We start from the raw sequence: 19213 nt of genomic DNA, 5'->3' as shown, positions 1-19213 counted from the left end.
TGAAAAGGCAGGAATAATTTGTATATTTATGATAATGAATATCATAGAGACGATTAAGCGTTTTCCAGATCAGTCCAGTTGCATAGACTATCTTGAAGGATTAAGATGGCAAGGATTGCCAGAATGCCCGTATTGCAACAGCAAACGGAGCAGCAAGCGCCAGGAAAGCCAACGGCATATTTGCAATAGCTGTAACCGCAGCTATAGCGTTTTGGTCGGCACTGTTTTCGAGGGCACCAAACTTCCTTTGCCGCAATGGTTTTTGGCTATTTCATTAATGCTGAATGCGAAAAAGGGGTTATCTGCACGTCAGTTAAGCAGGGATCTGGGATGCAATCGTAAGACAGGCTGGTATTTGCAGATGCGGATACGGGAAGCCATGCGGGACGGCGGGGATGGCGGTTTGTTTAAGGGTATTGTTGAGGTAGATGAGACTTATTTAGGTGGTAAAAAAGCCAATCACTCAAAGAAAAAGCGGCAGGAAAGGCGCGATAATAATTTGCAGGTCACCGGCATGCAGGATAAACAGCCCGTGATTGGGTTATTGGAGCGGGATGGCCGTCTAAAGCTTCAGGTCATAGATAAGGCACATGGGAAAACGCTCAAACCCATTGTTGAACAATCAGTGAGCACAGATGCTACTATTGTAACGGACGGCTTTGGTGGATATGCCGGTTTAAATAAAATATTCCGTGAACATCAGGTATTAAACAAGGAAAAAGAAGAGTATGCCCGGGGAGAGTATCACACCAATACGATTGAGGGCTTTTGGACATTGTTAAAACGGGGGATATATGGTCAATACCATAAAGTATCGCTCAGACATTTGCAATCATACCTGAATGAGTTCACATTTAAATATAACAATAGAGGCAATAACCAGGTGTTTAACTTTTTAATTAACAAAATGGCTACTGCCTCTTGATGGGCTATTACTCTCTCAAGAGGGGAACTGATAAATTTATAATTATGCTTAAAAAATCTACCATATTAATTGCCATTGCTTTATTGCTTTTTTCATTCAAAAGCGATGATGTAATGCCGCGTTTAAGCATATCCACCAACCACCGCTATTTCATGACCGGGGATAAGCCATTTTTTTGGCTGGGTGATACCGGCTGGTTACTGTTCTCTAAGCTGAAAAGGGAAGAAGCTGAGCAATATCTGGAGATCCGCAGCAAACAGGGTTTTAATGTGATTCAGGTAATGGTAGTGCACAGCATTAAAGAAACCAACGCCTACGGCGATTCAGCCTTAAGTAATAAAAATATCGCGTTACCAAAAACAACTCCCGGCAATACTTTCGGCAAAGGAAACGAGTATGATTATTGGGACCATATTGATTGGATCATCACCAAAGCCGCCGAAAAAGGTTTATACGTAGCCCTGGTGCCGGTTTGGGGATCAGTTGTAAAAGAGAGTCATATCGGCGCGGAAAAGGCAAAAATTTACGCTGAGTTTTTAGCCAAAAGATACCGCGACCGTCCAAATGTGATCTGGATGAATGGCGGCGACATCGCAGGTTCTGATTCGTTGAATACCTGGAAGGCTATTGGTAATACTTTACATGATGTTGATGGCACACATCTGATAACTTACCATCCGCGCGGCCGCACACAATCATCAAAATGGTTTCATAATGAAAACTGGTTAAGCTTCAATTGCTTTCAATCCGGCCATCGTACTTATGCGCAGGATACTTCTAAAAAAGATTTAAGATACGGCGAAGATAACTGGCGTTATGTAGAAACAGACTATAATCTATCACCCATAAAACCAACGCTTGATGCGGAGCCATCGTATGAAAAAATCCCTTACGGATTACACGATACCAAGCTACCTCGTTGGGCAGCTGCCGATGTGAGGCGTTACGGCTACTGGTCGGTTTTTGCTGGAGGTTGCGGATATACGTATGGCGATAACGACGTGATGCAAATGCATAAGCCCACCGATAAAGACAGCGCTTATGGTTCCAAAGGATATTGGTATAATTCAATTAATGATCCGGGAGCAAAGCAGATGATTTATTTGAAAAAGCTGATGCTGTCACGCCCGTACCTTGATCGTGTACCTGATCAATCATTGATCGCCGGTAACAACGGCGTAAAGTACAACAGGCTGATCGCAACCCGCGGAAAAAGCTATGCTTTTGTTTATACCTATACCGGCCGCGAGATCAATATCAACGCTGATAAACTGGAGGGCACGAAGCTGAAAGCATCATGGTTTAACCCGCGCAACGGGCAAACTACGGCTATCGGAACCTTCGCGAAAGCAAAAACAATAAAATTTAAGCCACCCGGCAAAGTATCAAATGGTAACGACTGGGTGCTCATTATTGACGCGATATAACAGTGAACAAAGGAATTAAACATATCACTTTACTATTTGCCATTGCGCTGGTGTTTTCATGCAAGGCCGGTAAAAGCGTGTACCTTTTTACGTCGTTTCACGAGCCGGCCAATGAAGGTTTGCGCTTTTTGTACAGTAATGATGCTTACCACTGGAATGCTATCGACCACATTTTCATTAAACCGGAAGTTGGCGATGCCAAGATCATGCGCGACCCATCCATAGTCCAGGGCCCCGACGGGGTTTACCATTTGGTATGGACAACCGGCTGGAAAAATGATAACGGTATCGGTTATGCCAACTCAAAAGATTTGGTCCACTGGTCGACCGAAGAGCATATTGAAGTGATGGCCAATGAACCAACCGCGGTGAATGCCTGGGCTCCGGAGTTGTTTTATGATGAGGGTAATAAGTATTTCATCATCGTTTGGGCTTCAACCGTACCATTTCGCTTTCCGAAAGGGCAGGAGGATGAAAATAACAATCACCGCCTTTACTACACCACAACCAAGGATTTTAAAACTTTCAGTCCGTCAAAGCTATTCCTTGATCCGGGATTCAGTGTAATTGATGCCGAGATTGTAAAGCGGGCCAAAAATGATTATGCGCTGGTGATGAAGGATAATACCCGGCCCAACCGCAATATCCTGGTGGCGTTCAGCAATAATCCGCTTGGGCCATATAACAATTATACGTCAAGGTTTACCGAGCCATACAGTGAAGGCCCAAGCATGACCAAAGCGGGCGATAACTGGCTGATCTATTATGATTCATACCGTTTAAAAAGATATGGTGCTATGCGTACAACCGACTTTAGAACTTTTACCGACCTGGCCGATAGCGTAAGCGTACCGGTAGGGCACAAACACGGTACTATTTTTAAAGTCACCAAGAAACAGCTTGCGCAGCTTTTACAGGCAGCCGGGCAAACCAAAGCAGCTAAACATGAATAAGTTCATCAGCATATTGTTTTTTATATCGATGGCCGGAGTAGCCAATGCACAGGATACTGTGCATTACAGTGGCAATACCTTAGCCAATGTCGATTACCATCACGGGCAGCTAACCCCGGTGATAGGCGTGCACAGCAAACAGATCTTCAGGGCAAACCGTGAACATCCGGAACTGGCCGATGGTTTCGGTTTTACTTATAACCATGCCCCCATGCTGGCCTATTGGAACAATACTTTTTATGTTGAATACCTGAGCGATAAGGTAGGCGAAAGCGTGCCACCGGGTCAAACCCTGCTCATGACCTCAAAAGATGGCGAAGCATGGTCAAAGCCTACCGTGATTTTCCCTCAGTATAAAATTCCTGATGGAACTACCAAAGAGGGGCACCCAGGCGTGGCGAAAGACCTGTATTCGGTAATGCATCAGCGTATGGGGTTTTATACTTCCAAATCAAAACGCTTGTTGGTGCTGGGTTTTTATGGTATTTGTTTGGATGGCCATGATGATCCTAATGATGGTTTGGGTATTGGTCGCGTAGTGCGTGAAGTATTGCCGAATGGCAAATTCGGCCCGATCTATTTTATCCACTATAACCCTAAATGGAATGAGAAAAACACCTCGTATCCTTTTTATAAAACAAGTAAAGACAAAGGTTTTGTACAAGCCTGCGATGAACTGATGGCAAACCCGCTGATGATGATGCAATGGGTTGAGGAAACCGACAGGAAAGACCCGCTGATCCCACTGCATAAGGATTATAAAGCATTTAACTTTTATCACTTACCCGATGGCCGCGTGGTTGGCTTATGGAAATACGCGCTTACCGCTATCAGTACTGATAACGGCAAAACCTGGCCGACTAATGCTTCCCGTGCACCGCGTTTTGTAACTGCCAATGCTAAGATCTGGGGGCAGCGCACATCCGACGGTAAATACGCTACGGTTTATAATCCTTCGGAGTTTCGCTGGCCGCTGGCTTTGTCTGTAAGTAAAGATGGATTGGATTATACCAATTTGTTATTGGTTAACGGCGAGATCACCACTATGCGTTATGGCGGCGCTTATAAATCATACGGGCCACAATATACACGCGGCATTGAAGAGGGGAATGGCACCCCGCCCGATGGTAAGCTTTGGGTTACTTACAGCATGAACAAGGAGGATATCTGGGTATCATCAATCCCGGTACCGGTAACCGAAAAAGCGGATGCGCATGCCAATGAGGTCTTTAACGAACTGACAGTTGGTAAGGAATTGGAAAAATGGAATACTTACAGCCCGCAATGGGCTCCTGCCGCTATCGACAAGTCACCTGATGGCGAACGAGCCCTAACCCTAAAAGATAGCGACCCATTTGACTTTGCCAAAGCAGAACGTGTTGTGCCTGTTTCTAAAAAATTAATGACCGATTTCACCATCACTGCAGGGCAAAACAATGCAGGTATGCTGGACATCGAATTTCAGGATGAAAAAGGCACAGCTGCTATCAGGCTTACGCTTGACTCGGCAGGGCAATTCAGGACCAAGGCCGGGTATCGCAACAAAAATTTTATGATGTATGAAGCCGGTACGCAATATCATATTGTGATAAAGCTAAATACTGATACCCGCTTTTACACCGTGAATGTTAACGGCAAAGATGTGCTTACAGGCCTGTTTTTTGCCCCGGTGCTAAGCGTAAACCGGGTGGTGTTCCGTACCGGGGATATCAGAAGGTTCCCGGATGCTGATACGCCTACCGATCAGGATTTCGACCGGCCAAACGCCGGGGAAGCCGCGAAACAAGCCGTTTTCTATATCAAATCATTTAAAACAAGTAATTACTAATGATACTGCGCCTGATAAAATATTGTTGGTTGGCGATTTGCCTGGTAAGCTCCGGGATTGCCGGGGCGCAGGTTGTTTTGCCCAAAGTATTGGGCAACAATATGGTATTGCAGCGTAATGCTCCGGTGCCCGTTTGGGGTACCGCATCGCCGGGTGAAAAGGTAACGGTAAAGTTTGCTAAACAAACAAAAACCATAACTGCCGATGTGGCGGGCAAATGGTTGGTAAAGCTTGACGCGATGCCGGCCTCTGCCAAACCCGCAACGCTGACCATATCAGGAAAAAACACTATTCAACTGCAAAATATACTGGTGGGCGAGGTATGGCTTTGTTCGGGCCAATCAAACATGCAGTATGAAATGCGCAAGAATAGCAAAGTGAAAAAGCCGGATACCAGTACGGCAAATTCGCCTGTTGATGAGCTGGACCGCGCGCATAACCCACAGATCAGGATCTTCCTGGTTACGCAGAAAAATATGTTGAAGCCAGATTCTACCCATTCGGGATGGAGTGTGGCCGAAGATTCGGCTTTGAGGGCTTTTTCGGCGGCGGGGTATTTCTTCGCTAAAAACCTGCAGCATGATCTGAAAGTGCCGGTAGGTATTATTTCATCGGCAGTAAGCGGCAGCAGGATTGAGCCCTGGGTATCGCAGGAAGGTTTTGATGCCATCCCATATTTCAAGGCCAACAATATTAAGATTGATGGCGATCCAGGTAAGTTTTATGCCAAAATGATTGAGCCTGTCGCTCCGTTTGCGCTAAAAGGTTTTTTATGGTACCAGGGTGAAAGTGCCTGTTTTTTAGGCGAAACCATCAGCTATACTTACAAAATGGAAGCGCTGGTCAATAACTGGCGTAAGCTTTGGGGCGATAAAACATTGCCGTTTTATTACGTGCAGATAGCGCCCTATTACTATACCCAGGGAAAAGGCCCTGTAACCTATACTCAGTTTACAGAGCCCGAATTGCGCGAGGCCCAGGCTGCAGCCCTGCAGATCCCGCATACAGGCATGATCATCACTACCGATCTGAACGATGACCTTAAAAATATTCACCCGCCATTTAAATGGGAGGTAGGCAGGAGGCTTGAACTACAGGCGCTTGCCAATACCTACAAACAACGGGTAGTTTTTTCGGGCCCCGTGTATAAAAACATGAAAATAAATGGCGACAAGATCATCCTTGAGTTTGATCACGTAGGTGCCGGCTTGGTAAGCCATGACGGTAAACCGCTCACCGATTTCACCATTGCCGGTGCCGATGAGAACTTTGTTACCGCTACTGCCACAATAAAAGGAAATACGGTTGAGGTATCGGCTACATCAGTTACTAAACCTGTAGCCGCGCGCTTTGCCTGGTCAGAGACCGCTCAGCCTAATTTTTATAATAAAGATGGTTTGCCTGCTGCGCCCTTCCGCACGGATAACCCACTGAAATTTACTTTAACTGCTAACTAAATATACTAATGAGATCTGCCTGCTTTAAAATATGGATTGCTTTACTGTTTGTTATCAACTGGTCGGCAACCCATGCCCAGGAAACACAAAAGCTGTTCCTGTCGGGTACGGGGAGTAATCATACTGTAAACTGGCAGTTTTATTGCACCGCTGGCAACAATTCAAGCAAATGGACTACCATTCCGGTGCCATCAAACTGGGAGTTTCAGGGTTTTGGCAAGTACAATTATGGGCTTTCGAAAGATAGTTTAAGAGGCAAGGAGCAAGGGCTATATAAATATGAATTTAATGTGCCCGCGTCATGGCGGGGCAAAGCTATCAACATTGTTTTTGATGGCTCCATGACCGATACGGAGGTGAAGCTGAACGGCAAATCCGCCGGGGCAATTCACCAGGGATCATTTTACCGTTTTAAATATGATGTAAGCGCTTTGCTTAACTACGGTAAATCCAATTTATTAGAGGTGACGGTATCCAAACACTCCGCCAATGCATCAGTAAACGCAGCCGAGCGCAAAGGTGATTTCTGGATCTTCGGCGGCATTTTTAGGCCGGTGTTCTTGGAGGCTGCCCCTAAATCGCATATCAGCTATTTTGCTGTTGATGCCAAAGCTAACGGTAATTTAAAAGCACAATTGCGATTGGCATCTGTAAAAAGCGGCACGGTAACAGGGCAGGTGTATACCATGGCAGGGCAAAAGTTTGGTGTTCCTTTTTCCGTAAAAGTTAATGGAGGCGATACCGTTGCTAATATCAGCACGAATATTGTTTCACCAAAATTATGGTCGCCGGAGTTTCCTAACCTGTACAATGTGGTATTTACGCTGAATGAAAATGGTAAGCCCGTTCATATCGTAAAGCAACGCATCGGCTTCCGTACGGTTGAGCTGAGGGAACACGATGGCATTTATGTAAATAACGCTAAGATCAAATTTAAGGGCGTAAACCGTCATTCGTTTTGGCCAACTACGGGCAGGGCCTTAAATAAAAAAGTAAGTATCGGGGATGTTCAACTCATGAAAGATATGAACATGAACGCGGTGCGGATGTCGCACTACCCGCCCGATGATCATTTCCTGGACGTATGCGATTCATTAGGTCTTTTTGTACTGGACGAGCTTACCGGCTGGCACCACGCCTATGACGACGTGGTTGGTTCGAAATTAACTAAAGAAATGATCGAAAAAGATATCAATCATCCATCCATTGTGATCTGGGATAATGGTAACGAAGGTGGTTTTAATTTCAACCTCGATCATTGGTTTGATGAATTGGATATTCAAAAACGTCCCTTGATCCATCCCTGGGGCATCTTCCGCGGAACAAATACACAACACTATATTAATTATGACTACGGTACCAATACAGGTATCAACGGTCACGATATATTTTTCCCGACCGAGTTTTTACACGGCTTGTACGATGGCGGCGGCGGTGCTGGGCTGGATGATTTCTGGAAACAGATGTGGCACACCCCGATTTCGGCAGGTGGTTTTATCTGGGATTTTGCTGATGAAGCTGTGGTTCGCACAGATAAAAACGGCGAGTTGGACAGCGATGGTGACCATGGCCCCGACGGCATTGTAGGCCCTTACCACGAAAAGGAAGGCAGCTATTATGCTATTAAAGAAATCTGGAGCCCGGTTTACCTCGAACCCCGCGAAATAACGCCCGCGTTCAACGGTACACTGCGTTTAGAGAATAGATATTCCTATACAAATCTTAAACAATGTACATTCAGCTATAAGCTGACAACGCTCAATGGCACTGCTTCAACAAGTAAAACCGGTACTATAGCTTCGCCGGATGTTGAGCCCGGACAGTATGGGAACCTGCAGTTACAGTTGCCTAAAGACTGGCAAAATTATGATGTGCTATATGTTTCAGCTTTTGACGTAAATAAGCATGAGCTGTTTACCTGGAGTTTTCCGGTAAGTAACCATGATAAGATCACAAACCGAATTATTACAAAAACAGGTGGAAGTAAAGCTGTAATTACCGAGACCGATTCGCTGTACAAAGTAAAAACCGGCAACGGGATCGAGCTGGCGTTTAACCGTAATTCGGGCATATTGGTTAGTGTGAAAAATGCTAAAGGTGATATTCGTTTTAACAACGGGCCTGTTTTGATTGAAGGGCAAGATCAAACGGGTTTTGAAAAGCTCACCTATCATTATGAATTTGATAATCTGGTGGTTGAAGCAGTATTCCCGCCCAAAAAATCTGAACCGTTATTGAAGTGGACTATCTACCCATCGGGCTGGGTGCAGCTTGATGTTAAATACTGGCCAATAGGGGAGGATGCTACATTAATGGGCATTAATTTCTCCTTCCCCGAAAAAGATATTAAAGGCATTACCTATATGGGTGATGGCCCTTACCGGGTGTGGAAAAACCGCATGAAAGGTACATCACTGGGCGTATGGGATAAAACCTACAATAATACTATAACCGGGCAGGGTAAAGTTGTTTACCCGGAATTTAAGGGCTATTACTCCAACCTGTACTGGATGAAACTGCAAACTACCGGGCAGCCGGTAACTATTGTATGCAATAGCCGGGATGTGTTTATGCGCCTGTTTACTCCGGCTAATCCCAAAAATGTATACAACACGGCCCCGGCTTTCCCATCGGGTGATATCTCGTTTATGCATGGCATAACGCCGATAGGCACCAAATCACAAAAGCCTGAAAAACTGGGTCCGGGTGGACAAAAGAACCAATATTTTAATTACGACAGGAATATAGAAGACGCGCTTTCGCTGAACCTGTATTTCGACTTTTCGGGTAAATAATTGATGAAAGGGTTAGTCACACATATCGGTTTGGCTGTGGTGGTTATTCTAACTTGCCTGGGCAATTGCTATGCAGACGCGCGTATCGGTTTACAAAACCTGAAATGCGAAATGCTGAACAATCCTTTGGGGATTGGCACCGCTAAACCCCGGCTAAGCTGGCAGATTACCAGCGATACACGGAATACCAACCAGGTAGCCTATCAAATTTTAGTAGCCTCAACTCCCGAAAAACTAACAGCAAACCAAGGTGACCTGTGGGATTCGCACAAAGTGAATTCAACTGAAACCATCATGGTCAACTATGCGGGCAAACCGTTGAGCAGTCGCGCCGAATGTTATTGGAAGGTTAGGGTATGGACAAATAACGGTACAAGCATATGGAGCCAATCGGCTAAATGGAGCGTGGGCCTTTTGAACCCGGCAGATTGGAAAGCAAAATGGATAGGTTATGACCGTGGGTTTGCCTGGGATAGTGTTTCCAAATTTTCCCGGCTTTCGGCAAGGTATTATCGCCGTGGGTTTAGTTTAAATAAAACGATCAAACGCGGCACTGCTTATATAGTTGGTTTGGGTCATTATGAGTTATATATTAACGGACATGCTATCGGCGATCAGGTTTTGGCTGAAGCACCTACTGACTATACGCAGTCAGTTAAGTACAACACCTTTGATGTTACAGATCGTCTGAAACAGGGCGATAATGCCATTGGAACGGTATTGGGCAACGGCCGCTATTTTACCATGCGGCCAAAATACAAGCCTAAAAAGATCAAAGAATTTGGGTTCCCCAAAATGTTGCTACAACTGGAAGTTGAGTATACCGACGGATCAAAGCAAACTATCATAAGCGATAACAACTGGCATTTTACAGCCGATGGCCCCATCCGCACCAATAACGAGTACGATGGCGAGGAATATGACGCCACCAAAGAGTTTCCGGGATGGAACAGTGCGGGTTTTGACGACAGCCAATGGCTTAAAGCTGAATTGGTGCAGGCTCCCGGAGGCAAGCTTGACGCGCAGATGAACGAATCGATCTGGGTAATGGATACCATCAAACCTGTCAGCATTAATCAGCTTAAAAAAAATGTTTGGATCCTGGACATGGGTCAAAATATGGCGGGCTGGGTACAGATGCGGGTAAAAGGAAACCGGGGGGATAAAGTAACACTTCGTTATGCCGAGACACTGCAGCCCAATAATGAACTTTATGTAGCTAACCTACGTGATGCCAAAGTAACCGATGTGTATACGCTTAAAGGCGGGGCGGAAGAATTATGGCACCCGGTATTTGTGTATCATGGTTTCAGATATGTGGAGATCAGCGGTTATCCAGGTAAGCCCGAGTTGGCTGATTTTGAAGGACAGGTGGTTTACGATGCCTTGCCAACCATCGGCCATTTTGAAACATCTAACGCTATCGTCAATAAGATTTATCATAACGCTTATTGGGGGATCCAGAGCAATTACAAAGGGATGCCGGTTGATTGCCCGCAGCGTAACGAGCGGATGCCATGGCTTGGCGACAGGGCGGTGGGCTCGCTTGGTGAAAGCTTTGTATTTGCTAATAGTAATTTCTACGTCAAATGGCTGGATGATATCGCACAGTCGCAAAGGCCGGATGGAGCCATCCCCGATGTAGCGCCCGCTTACTGGAATTATTATAGCGATAACATGACCTGGCCCGGTACCTATATTTTGGTGGCCGATATGCTTTACCGCCAGTTTGCCGATAAAGCGCCAATCGAAAAACATTATACCTCCATGAAAAAGTGGATGGATTATATGCGGGTTAAGTACATGAAAAACAACATCGTCACCAAAGACAAATATGGTGACTGGTGCGTACCGCCCGAATCATTGGAGCTGATCCACGCCAAAGATTCATCATTGAATACTGATGGGCAGCTGATAGCTACAGCCTATTACTTTCACTTATCCGGCTTGATGGAAAAGTTTGCGACGATGCTCCATAAACCTGCTGATGTACAGTTTTTTTCTACTATGCAGCAAAATTTAGGCAAAGCTTTTAACGACAAGTATTTTGATAAAACCACATCAAAATACAGCAACAATACAGTCACCGCCAACCTGCTGCCATTGTATTTCGGGATCACGCCAACGGCCAATAAACAAGCTGTGTTTAAAAATATAGTTGCTAAGATCAACGAAGCGCATGATCATATCAGCACCGGAGTTATCGGTACCCAATGGCTTATGCGCGGGCTTGCCGAATTTGGCCGCCCAGATCTGGCCTGGAAAATAGCATCTAACACCACTTATCCGAGCTGGGGTTATATGGCCGAAAGGGGTGCTACCACCATTTGGGAGTTATGGAACGGCGATACTGCCAACCCGGCCATGAATTCGCGTAACCACATCATGCTGCTGGGCGATCTTATAGCCTGGTTTTACCAGGACATAGCGGGGATAAAAACAGTTAATGCAGGCTTTAAGCAAGTAGTTATGCAACCGGCAATTATTAAAGGCTTGGATAGAGTCAATGCCTCGTACCAAACAGCTTATGGTCTTGTGAAAAGCAGTTATAACAATACTACGAGCAGTTTTAACTGGCATGTTGCCATACCGCCAAACAGTTCGGCACTGGTTTATGTGCCTGCAAAAGCTATGGATGAAGTAACCGAGGGCGGGAAGAAAATATCAGCCATAAAAGATATCAAGCCGGTGAAAATGGACGGCGGGAGAGCGGTGCTCAGCATTGGTTCGGGTGATTATGATTTTGAAGTAAAATATTAAAGCAACATTGATATGAAAAAATTAAATAGGATGGGTGCAATGCTGATAGCTTTACTATCGCTGTCGGGCACATTGAAAGCCCAGGAACAACAGGTAACTAAATCCGCTCTATCTCCGGAAGCGCAGGCCAAAGCCGATGCAGAGGTTGAAAAGAAAGCTACGGATTGGGTTGCTTCCTTATCACTTACCGATACGGCGAAGGCTTCCCACGTAAAAAATGTGATAGCAACGCATCTCAAAGCCATCCGCGACTGGAATAACAGTCATTCTTATGAATCAGTTCCGGCAGGTATTGATCCGGCTACGGGCAAAGCTTTGAGCACCATGGACAGGCAGGTCATCATAAACTCTTCGCTGCCAAAATCGGTACACGAAAACCTGATGACCGGTTTGCGTAACGACCTCACCGAAGAACAGGTTGAAGCCGTACTTGATAAATACACCATCGGCAAAGTGGCCTTTACACTGTCCGGTTATAAATCCATCATCCCCGATCTTACACCAGTTGAAGAAGCTGCAATCCTGGCTAATCTGAAGCAGGCCCGCGAGCAGGCTGTTGATTTTAAGAATATCAAACAGGTATCGGCCATTTTTGAGATCTACAAAACGAAAAACGAGCAATATCTTAATAGCAACGGCCGTAACTGGCACAAGCTATACGGCGATTATACCAAAGCCATCATCGCAAAAAAAGCTGCTGATAAAGCCGCAAAGGATAAGGCTGCCACTCAAAAATAATTGTACTATGCTAAGAAAGATCTTGTTCGCCGGTGCAGTAAGCTGCTTATTTATAATCAACGCCTTTGCCCAAAATCCATGGCGCAAGGGGATTGTGAAGGATGAGTTTATATACGATAAAGCGCCATACCCGGAATGCCATGCAGCAACTATAGCCGAAACCCCGACCGGCCTTGTTGCCTCATGGTTTGGGGGCACCAAAGAGCGCAATCCCGATGTATGTATCTGGGTGAGCCGTTTTGTTAATGGCAAATGGACAGAGGGTATCAACGTAGCCAACGGCATCCAGAACGATACTTTACGCTATGCCTGCTGGAACCCGGTGTTGTACCAGGTGCCCAAAGGCGAATTACAGCTTTACTACAAAATAGGCCCAAGCCCGGCAAAATGGAAGGGTTTTATAAAAACATCTAAAGATGGCGGCATCACCTGGTCGGAGCAAAAGGCTTTGCCCGATGGCTTTTTAGGGCCGATCAAAAACAAACCGGTACTGCTTAAAAACGGCACGCTGTTAAGTCCGGTAAGTACCGAAGGCAAAGCCTGGCAGGTGCATTTTGAAGCCACCAAAGATTTCGGCAAAAACTGGACAATGATAGGCCCAATCAGCGATGGTAAAGATTTGAAAGCCATACAACCCAGTATTTTAACTTATAAAGATGGCCGGCTGCAGGCCCTTTGCCGCAGTCAGAACAGGGCGATATTAAGCACATGGTCTAAGGATGGCGGACAAACCTGGTCGCCTTTGGAAAAGACCAGTCTGCCCAATAACAATTCCGGTACCGATGCTGTGACTTTGAAAGATGGCCGTCAGTTATTGGTTTATAACCACGTTTTGCCGCCAGGAAACCTGGCTAAAGGAGCCCGTACGCCTTTGAACGTAGCTGTTTCTAAAGATGGTGTGACCTGGTACGCAGCGTCGATCCTGGAGGATTCACCTATCAGCCAGTATTCTTATCCATCGGTCATCCAAACTTCGGATGGGATGGTGCATGTGGTTTATACCTGGCGCAGGCAAAAGATAAAACATGTGGTTATTGATCCTTCAAAATTAGAGATGGAGGAAATAAAGGATGGTATTTGGCCAAAGGTGGATGGTTATACGCCGCCGGTACCGGTTGGGGAGACTAAGGATTTGTAAGTGAAATAGACTCTGAGGGGCAAAAAAAGCGTCATGCCGAACTTGTTTCGGCACCCCACAGGACAGGTAGTCGATTTGCTTAGCATGATCGCTTAGCGAGTGGGGTGCTGAAACAAGTTACCCATGACCATGATTTGGTTAATTGTTTCAATGTAGAGACGCATAATTGCGTCTCTCGTAGGACAAGCCGGCTAAAAGGGGGGAACGCCTGATTTGCATGCGGGAGACTCAATTATGCGTCTCTACAAAATAAATAAAACAATGAAAAAACTGATCTATATACTGGTAACCTGCCTCATCGCCATGAGTTTCACTGCCCACGCGCAGCAAACTACCGATGCCATGTTCAGGAAAACCCTGAAGGAGGTGCTTGATGAAGTGCAGGATAAATATCATGTAAAGATCAAATACACCGCTGCCCAGGTTGAGGGTAAATGGATTAACTATGCCCAATGGCGTTTCAGGCCCAATGTGGATACTACGCTGGCCAACATCCTCACTCCGCTTGATCTGAAAGTAAATAAGGAAGCTCCCGGCAGGTATAAACTGAAAGAATATGAATACTTCCGCTGGTCGGTAAGTGATGGCTGGAAAGAGCTTGACAGGATAGCCGCCCAATACCACGACCGTGATACCTGGGAACAGCGCAAGGCCATTTTAAAGCCGGAGCTCTACAAGGCTTTAGAGTTATCACCCCTGCCCGCTAAGCCTGCGTCAAAACCAATCATCACCCCTAAAAGAATCTTTGACGGTTATTCGGTTGAGAATATCGCTATCGAAATTTTGCCGGGTTTGTACATCAATGGTTCGCTGTATAAACCGCTGAAAATTAAAGGTAAGATCCCGGTGGTACTAAGTCCGGATGGACATTGGGAACACCAGCGTTACCGTGCCGATTGCCAGATCCGTTGTGCATCGCTGGCGCGGATGGGGGCGATGGCTTACAGTTACGACCTTTTTGCCTGGGGCGAATCTTTGCTGCAATTTAAGGATGAGGATCACCGCCGCAGCCTGGCGCAAACTATCCAGGCACTTGGCGCTATCCGGATCCTGGATTATGTGCTTTCGCTTAAGGAAACCGACCCTGAGCGGGTAGGGATCAGCGGCGGATCGGGTGGAGGGAGCTATACCGTTTTAATTAGCGCCATGGATGACCGGATCAAGCTTAGCGCTCCGGTGGTGTCGGTGTCGTCATATTTTTATGGAGGATGCCCTTGCGAAAGCGGAATGCCTATCCATCAATGCGGCAACGGAACAGATAATGTAGAATTGGCCGCTATGGCTGCACCGCGGCCGCAATTGCTGATCTCCGACGGGCAGGACTGGACCGCTAATATGCCCGAGCATGATTTTCCTTACCTACAAAAGATCTATGGCTATTATGGGGTTACAAACAAAGTAGAGAATGTACACTTGCCCAATGAAGGCCATGATTTCGGTCCGTCAAAAAGGGCTGCGTTGTATGCTTTCGTAGCTGAAAATTTCCACTTGGATCTTAATAAAATTAAAGACAGCAGCGGCAATTTCGATGATAATAAAGTCACCATTGAAAAAGAACCTGCCATGTATGTATTTGGCAATAAGGGCGAAAAACTTCCTGCCAATGCCATAAAAGGTTTTGATCAGTTAGAGAAAGTATTCGCGCAGGCCACAAAAAAATAAGTTATGAAAAACAGGTTGATATTAAGTTTATGGATAGTGATAATGGTATGCACCCTCTTTATTCCTGCAATGGCTCAAACCTCATCAAAGCAGCGCTATAAAGTAGCGGTAGTTGATTTGATGATCCTTAAACGGCAAAAGTTGGGTGCATTTCAACTGGCTAAGGAGATTGGTGCTGATGGTGTTGAAGTAGATATGGGCGGGCTCGGCGACCGTGAGACTTTTGATAACCAGCTGGCCAATGATTCGATCAGAAAAGTGTTTTTGAACAAGGCGAAAGAACTAAACCTCGAAATCCCATCCATGGGCATGACCGGCTTTTTCGCCCAATCATTTGCCGAGCGGCCAACAGCGGTCAAAGCTGTTACCGACTGTATCAACACCATGAAACAAATGGGGGTTAAAGTGGGCTTTTTGCCGATGGGGATAAAAGGTGACCTGGTGAAGTTTCCTGAACTGCGACCCGCGATAGTTTCCCGCCTGAAAGAGGTTGGTAAGATAGCTGAAAAGGCCGGCGTGGTGATTGGTATTGAAACTGCGCTGGACGCCAAAGGAGAGTTGCTGCTATTGAAAGATATTGGCTCTCCTGCCATCAAAAGCTATTTCAATTTTGAAAACGCCATCAGAAACGGCCGCGACCTGGATAAGGAGCTTCAAATATTGGGTAAAAAATACATCATTCAGATCCATTGTACCAATGATGATGGCGTTTGGCTGCAAAATGACCCTAAAATCAATTTGGAACATGTAAAAGCCACTTTGGATAAAATGGGTTGGACAGGCTGGTTAGTGATTGAACGCTCGCGCGATGCCAAAGACCCACGGAACGTTAAATGGAATTTCAGCGCCAATACCTCATACGTAAAATCAATTTTTCAGGCTAAGTAATTAACGTAAATGAATATCCGCCGCATAGTTGTTTTGATATTGCTGTTAAATGTTATTTTGACAGGTAGCCTCTTTGCGGCCGAAATCTGGGTTTCGCCTAAAGGCTCCGATACAAATACCGGCGCCCGCGAACAGCCGCTGGCAACTGTAGCCATGGCCATCAGGAAAGCCCGTGAACTGAGGCGGTTAAACGATCCATCAATAAAAAGCGGTATTCATATCAAAGTCGCGGCCGGACTTTACAGGTTAGATGAACCATTATTTATCCGCCCGGAAGATTCAGGTACTGCTGATAGTCCAACCATTATAGAGGGTGAGGGCATTGGTAAAACTGTTTTAAGTGGTGGCATTAAGGTAAGTGGATGGCGTAAAGTAAATTATGCCATCCCCGGTTTGCCGGCAGAAGCTAAAGGCAATGTTTGGGTTGCCGACGGGCCCATTATAGGCGATGAGCCATTACAATTCAGACAACTATGGGTGAATGATGAAAAGGCTGTTCGCACCCGGGATACCGAAGCTCCGCTCATGAACCGCATCCTTTCCTGGGATCATAAAACCCAAACCTGTGTAATCCCATGGTCTGCTTCAGCCGATACCGCTCACCTTAAGGGTTTGGAGATGTTTATTCATCAATGGTGGGCTATAGCCATTTTACGGGTTAAAGCAGTTATGGCAATGGGCGATAGCGCCCGTTTATCATTTTATCAGCCCGAAAGCCGGATCCAATCAGAGCACCCATGGCCAGCGCCCTGGATCTCCAAAAAAACAGGTAATTCAGCCTTTTACCTCAGCAATGCCATCAGCTTTTTAAACAAGCCCGGCGATTGGTATCACGACCGCAGGACTAATAAAATTTACTATATCCCCCGCAAAGGTGAAGATCTGCGAACAGCCACCGTAACCATTCCGCAATTGGAAACATTGGTTAAAATGCAGGGCACTGTTGATAACCCTGTTAATTATATCAGCTTTAAAAATATCAGCTTTGAACACAGCAGCTGGCTTCACCCGTCAAAAGAAGGTTTGGTGCCGCATCAGGCCGGGATGTACATGGTGGATGCCTACAAATTGAAAACTCCCGGCACACCGGATAAAAAGGGATTGGAAAACCAGGCATGGGTTGGCCGGCCAAAGGCAGCGGTTGAGGTGGCTTATGCATCACATATTGCATTTGATGGCTGTGGTTTTGAACATATGGCTTCAACCGGACTGGATTTTCAGCGCGGTACACATAGTGATGTGGTTAAAGGCAGTCTGTTTAAAGATATTGGCGGCACAGCGATTCTTGACGGCGTTTATTCCGACGAGGCACAGGAAGTTCATCTGCCCTACAATCCAACTGATAAACGGGAGATCTGTACTAACGATACCATCACCAATAATTTAATTACCGATGTAACCAATGAAGACTGGGGTTGTGTTGGCATAGGCGCGGGCTATGTTAAAGGTATCAGCATAACACATAATGAGGTTTGCGAAGTAAACTACTCCGGCATCAGTATGGGCTGGGGATGGACTAAGACTATTAACGCCATGAGCGATAACCGCATCATAGCCAATAAAATCCACCATTACGCCCGCAATATGTATGATGTGGCGGCCATCTACACGCTATCGGCACAGCCCGGCTCGGTTATCAGCAATAATTACATGGATAGCATTTATAAAGCGCCTTACGCGCATGACCCACAGCACTGGTTTTACCTGTATACCGACGAAGGTTCGTCATACATCACTATCAAAAACAATTGGTGCCCGGCTGATAAGTTTCTGAAAAATGCTAATGGTCCCGGTAATGTTTGGGAAAATAACGGTCCGCAGGTTGATGCTGCCATCAAGCAATCAGCAGGTATAGAACGGCCTTATCAGTATCTGTTTCAATATCGTCATGTAAACCGGGGTAACTGGCCCATCAATCATAAAACAGAATGAAAATATATAAAGCATATATCGTGTGGTTTACAATGGTTTTGTTGTTGCCTGCATTTCATGTAAAGGCAGCTTCAAATCCTTATACTATTGTTGAAGTGACTGGTCCGCAGGGTAAGCAACTCGACTACGCCCCGTTGTTGCATATTGCCCGCAAGCAGGGATTACCGGCTTCGGCGGTTTACGGTTGGGGTAACCATCTCATTGTTTATGGCAAGCATTTAAATTCAGCATCTATCCAAAAAAGCGCTCGGGCAGCATACCCTTCGTGCCAGGTTACCGTTTACAGCAATCCGTTTTATGATTTTAACCGCAGGCTTCGTTGTGGTGGCAAAGGCACTGCTAAACGATGGGATAACATTATCCTAACCGCAAATCTTGTTGCCGACGAACACCTGCAGCAGGAATATGTCGATTATCACGCCACACAGTTTAAAAACTGGCCCGAGGTTTCTAAAGGGTTCTGTAACGCGTGTTTTCAGCAATTGCTTGTATTCAGGAACGGGCGCCGGTTGATGCTGGTGATCAGTATCCCAAAAGGAAAAAAACTTGAGGACCTCAATCCTAAAACCATCGAAAATAACCCGCGGGTAAACGATTGGAACAGGTTGATGAAGAAATACCAGGAAGGTGTGCCCGGCACCCGGAAAGGTGAGGTATGGGTGTTTTTTAAACAGGTAACGGACAATAGCGACACTAAACGATCATTATAA

General features: G+C 45.8%; 13 protein-coding genes. All 13 read left to right on the top strand.

Translation table 11 applies throughout. The features are described 5' to 3' along the window. The first annotated feature begins 34 nt into the window (after positions 1-34). The 13 genes from J3L18_RS16765 to J3L18_RS16705 all read left to right on the top strand — a co-directional run bounded on the left by J3L18_RS16765 (position 35) and on the right by J3L18_RS16705 (position 19213). Positions 35-925, top strand: a complete 891-nt coding sequence (locus tag J3L18_RS16765; RefSeq protein WP_189549506.1) for an IS1595 family transposase — start codon at positions 35-37, stop codon at positions 923-925. A gap of 44 nt (positions 926-969) precedes the next feature. Beyond that, positions 970-2352, top strand: coding sequence for a glycoside hydrolase family 140 protein (locus J3L18_RS16760; protein ID WP_129569219.1), 1383 nt, complete (start codon positions 970-972; stop codon positions 2350-2352). A gap of 2 nt (positions 2353-2354) precedes the next feature. Next, the gene (locus J3L18_RS16755) at positions 2355-3305 is read left to right on the top strand and encodes a glycoside hydrolase family 43 protein (RefSeq protein ID WP_223266157.1); all 951 of its coding nucleotides are present in this window, start codon (positions 2355-2357) and stop codon (positions 3303-3305) included. Beyond that, entirely contained in the window at positions 3298-5133 is a 1836-nt protein-coding gene (locus tag J3L18_RS16750) for a sialidase/neuraminidase family protein (RefSeq protein ID WP_129569220.1), read from the top strand. Before J3L18_RS16755 ends, J3L18_RS16750 begins: the two co-directional genes overlap by 8 nt. Next, positions 5133-6590 (top strand): sialate O-acetylesterase, encoded by a 1458-nt coding sequence (locus J3L18_RS16745; protein WP_223266158.1) that lies wholly within the window; start codon positions 5133-5135, stop codon positions 6588-6590. Before J3L18_RS16750 ends, J3L18_RS16745 begins: the two co-directional genes overlap by 1 nt. An 8-nt stretch (positions 6591-6598) precedes the next feature. Continuing rightward, the gene (locus J3L18_RS16740) at positions 6599-9385 is read left to right on the top strand and encodes a glycoside hydrolase family 2 protein (RefSeq protein ID WP_129569221.1); all 2787 of its coding nucleotides are present in this window, start codon (positions 6599-6601) and stop codon (positions 9383-9385) included. A gap of 3 nt (positions 9386-9388) precedes the next feature. Next, complete coding sequence (locus tag J3L18_RS16735) at positions 9389-12145, top strand: alpha-L-rhamnosidase (RefSeq protein WP_129569222.1); 2757 nt, start codon at positions 9389-9391, stop codon at positions 12143-12145. A 12-nt stretch (positions 12146-12157) separates the two neighbouring features. Continuing rightward, a complete protein-coding gene (locus J3L18_RS16730) occupies positions 12158-12883 on the top strand; it encodes a DUF3826 domain-containing protein (RefSeq protein ID WP_223266159.1) in 726 nt (241 codons plus the stop codon). Positions 12884-12890: 7 nt separating this feature from the next. Further along, a complete protein-coding gene (locus J3L18_RS16725) occupies positions 12891-14021 on the top strand; it encodes a sialidase family protein (RefSeq protein WP_091162953.1) in 1131 nt (376 codons plus the stop codon). A 261-nt stretch (positions 14022-14282) separates the two neighbouring features. Continuing rightward, complete coding sequence (locus tag J3L18_RS16720; protein WP_129569223.1) at positions 14283-15683, top strand: acetylxylan esterase; 1401 nt, start codon at positions 14283-14285, stop codon at positions 15681-15683. 3 nt (positions 15684-15686) lie between these two features. Further along, positions 15687-16571, top strand: a complete 885-nt coding sequence (locus tag J3L18_RS16715) for a sugar phosphate isomerase/epimerase family protein (protein ID WP_129569224.1) — start codon at positions 15687-15689, stop codon at positions 16569-16571. A gap of 9 nt (positions 16572-16580) precedes the next feature. Beyond that, positions 16581-18503, top strand: coding sequence for a hypothetical protein (locus tag J3L18_RS16710; RefSeq protein ID WP_129569225.1), 1923 nt, complete (start codon positions 16581-16583; stop codon positions 18501-18503). After that, positions 18500-19213, top strand: a complete 714-nt coding sequence (locus tag J3L18_RS16705) for an L-rhamnose mutarotase (protein WP_129569226.1) — start codon at positions 18500-18502, stop codon at positions 19211-19213. The genes J3L18_RS16710 and J3L18_RS16705 overlap by 4 nt, the downstream gene beginning before the upstream one ends.

It is taken from the genome of Mucilaginibacter gossypii (assembly GCF_017569325.2).
Classification (GTDB): Bacteria; Bacteroidota; Bacteroidia; order Sphingobacteriales; family Sphingobacteriaceae; genus Mucilaginibacter; species Mucilaginibacter gossypii.
Note: the sequence above shows the minus strand (reverse complement) of the source record. Positions and strands in the feature narration are given on the sequence as shown.

What these genes read in the sequence shown, in the direction of transcription:
- J3L18_RS16730 (WP_223266159.1), top strand. Translation starts at nt 12,158, where the DNA reads ATGAAAAAATTAAATAGGATGGGTGCAATGCTGATAGCTTTACTATCG.
- J3L18_RS16715 (WP_129569224.1), top strand. Translation starts at nt 15,687, where the DNA reads ATGAAAAACAGGTTGATATTAAGTTTATGGATAGTGATAATGGTATGC.
- J3L18_RS16760 (WP_129569219.1), top strand. Translation starts at nt 970, where the DNA reads ATGCTTAAAAAATCTACCATATTAATTGCCATTGCTTTATTGCTTTTT.
- J3L18_RS16710 (WP_129569225.1), top strand. Translation starts at nt 16,581, where the DNA reads ATGAATATCCGCCGCATAGTTGTTTTGATATTGCTGTTAAATGTTATT.
- J3L18_RS16720 (WP_129569223.1), top strand. Translation starts at nt 14,283, where the DNA reads ATGAAAAAACTGATCTATATACTGGTAACCTGCCTCATCGCCATGAGT.
- J3L18_RS16735 (WP_129569222.1), top strand. Translation starts at nt 9,389, where the DNA reads ATGAAAGGGTTAGTCACACATATCGGTTTGGCTGTGGTGGTTATTCTA.
- J3L18_RS16705 (WP_129569226.1), top strand. Translation starts at nt 18,500, where the DNA reads ATGAAAATATATAAAGCATATATCGTGTGGTTTACAATGGTTTTGTTG.
- J3L18_RS16750 (WP_129569220.1), top strand. Translation starts at nt 3,298, where the DNA reads ATGAATAAGTTCATCAGCATATTGTTTTTTATATCGATGGCCGGAGTA.
- J3L18_RS16745 (WP_223266158.1), top strand. Translation starts at nt 5,133, where the DNA reads ATGATACTGCGCCTGATAAAATATTGTTGGTTGGCGATTTGCCTGGTA.
- J3L18_RS16725 (WP_091162953.1), top strand. Translation starts at nt 12,891, where the DNA reads ATGCTAAGAAAGATCTTGTTCGCCGGTGCAGTAAGCTGCTTATTTATA.
- J3L18_RS16765 (WP_189549506.1), top strand. Translation starts at nt 35, where the DNA reads ATGAATATCATAGAGACGATTAAGCGTTTTCCAGATCAGTCCAGTTGC.
- J3L18_RS16740 (WP_129569221.1), top strand. Translation starts at nt 6,599, where the DNA reads ATGAGATCTGCCTGCTTTAAAATATGGATTGCTTTACTGTTTGTTATC.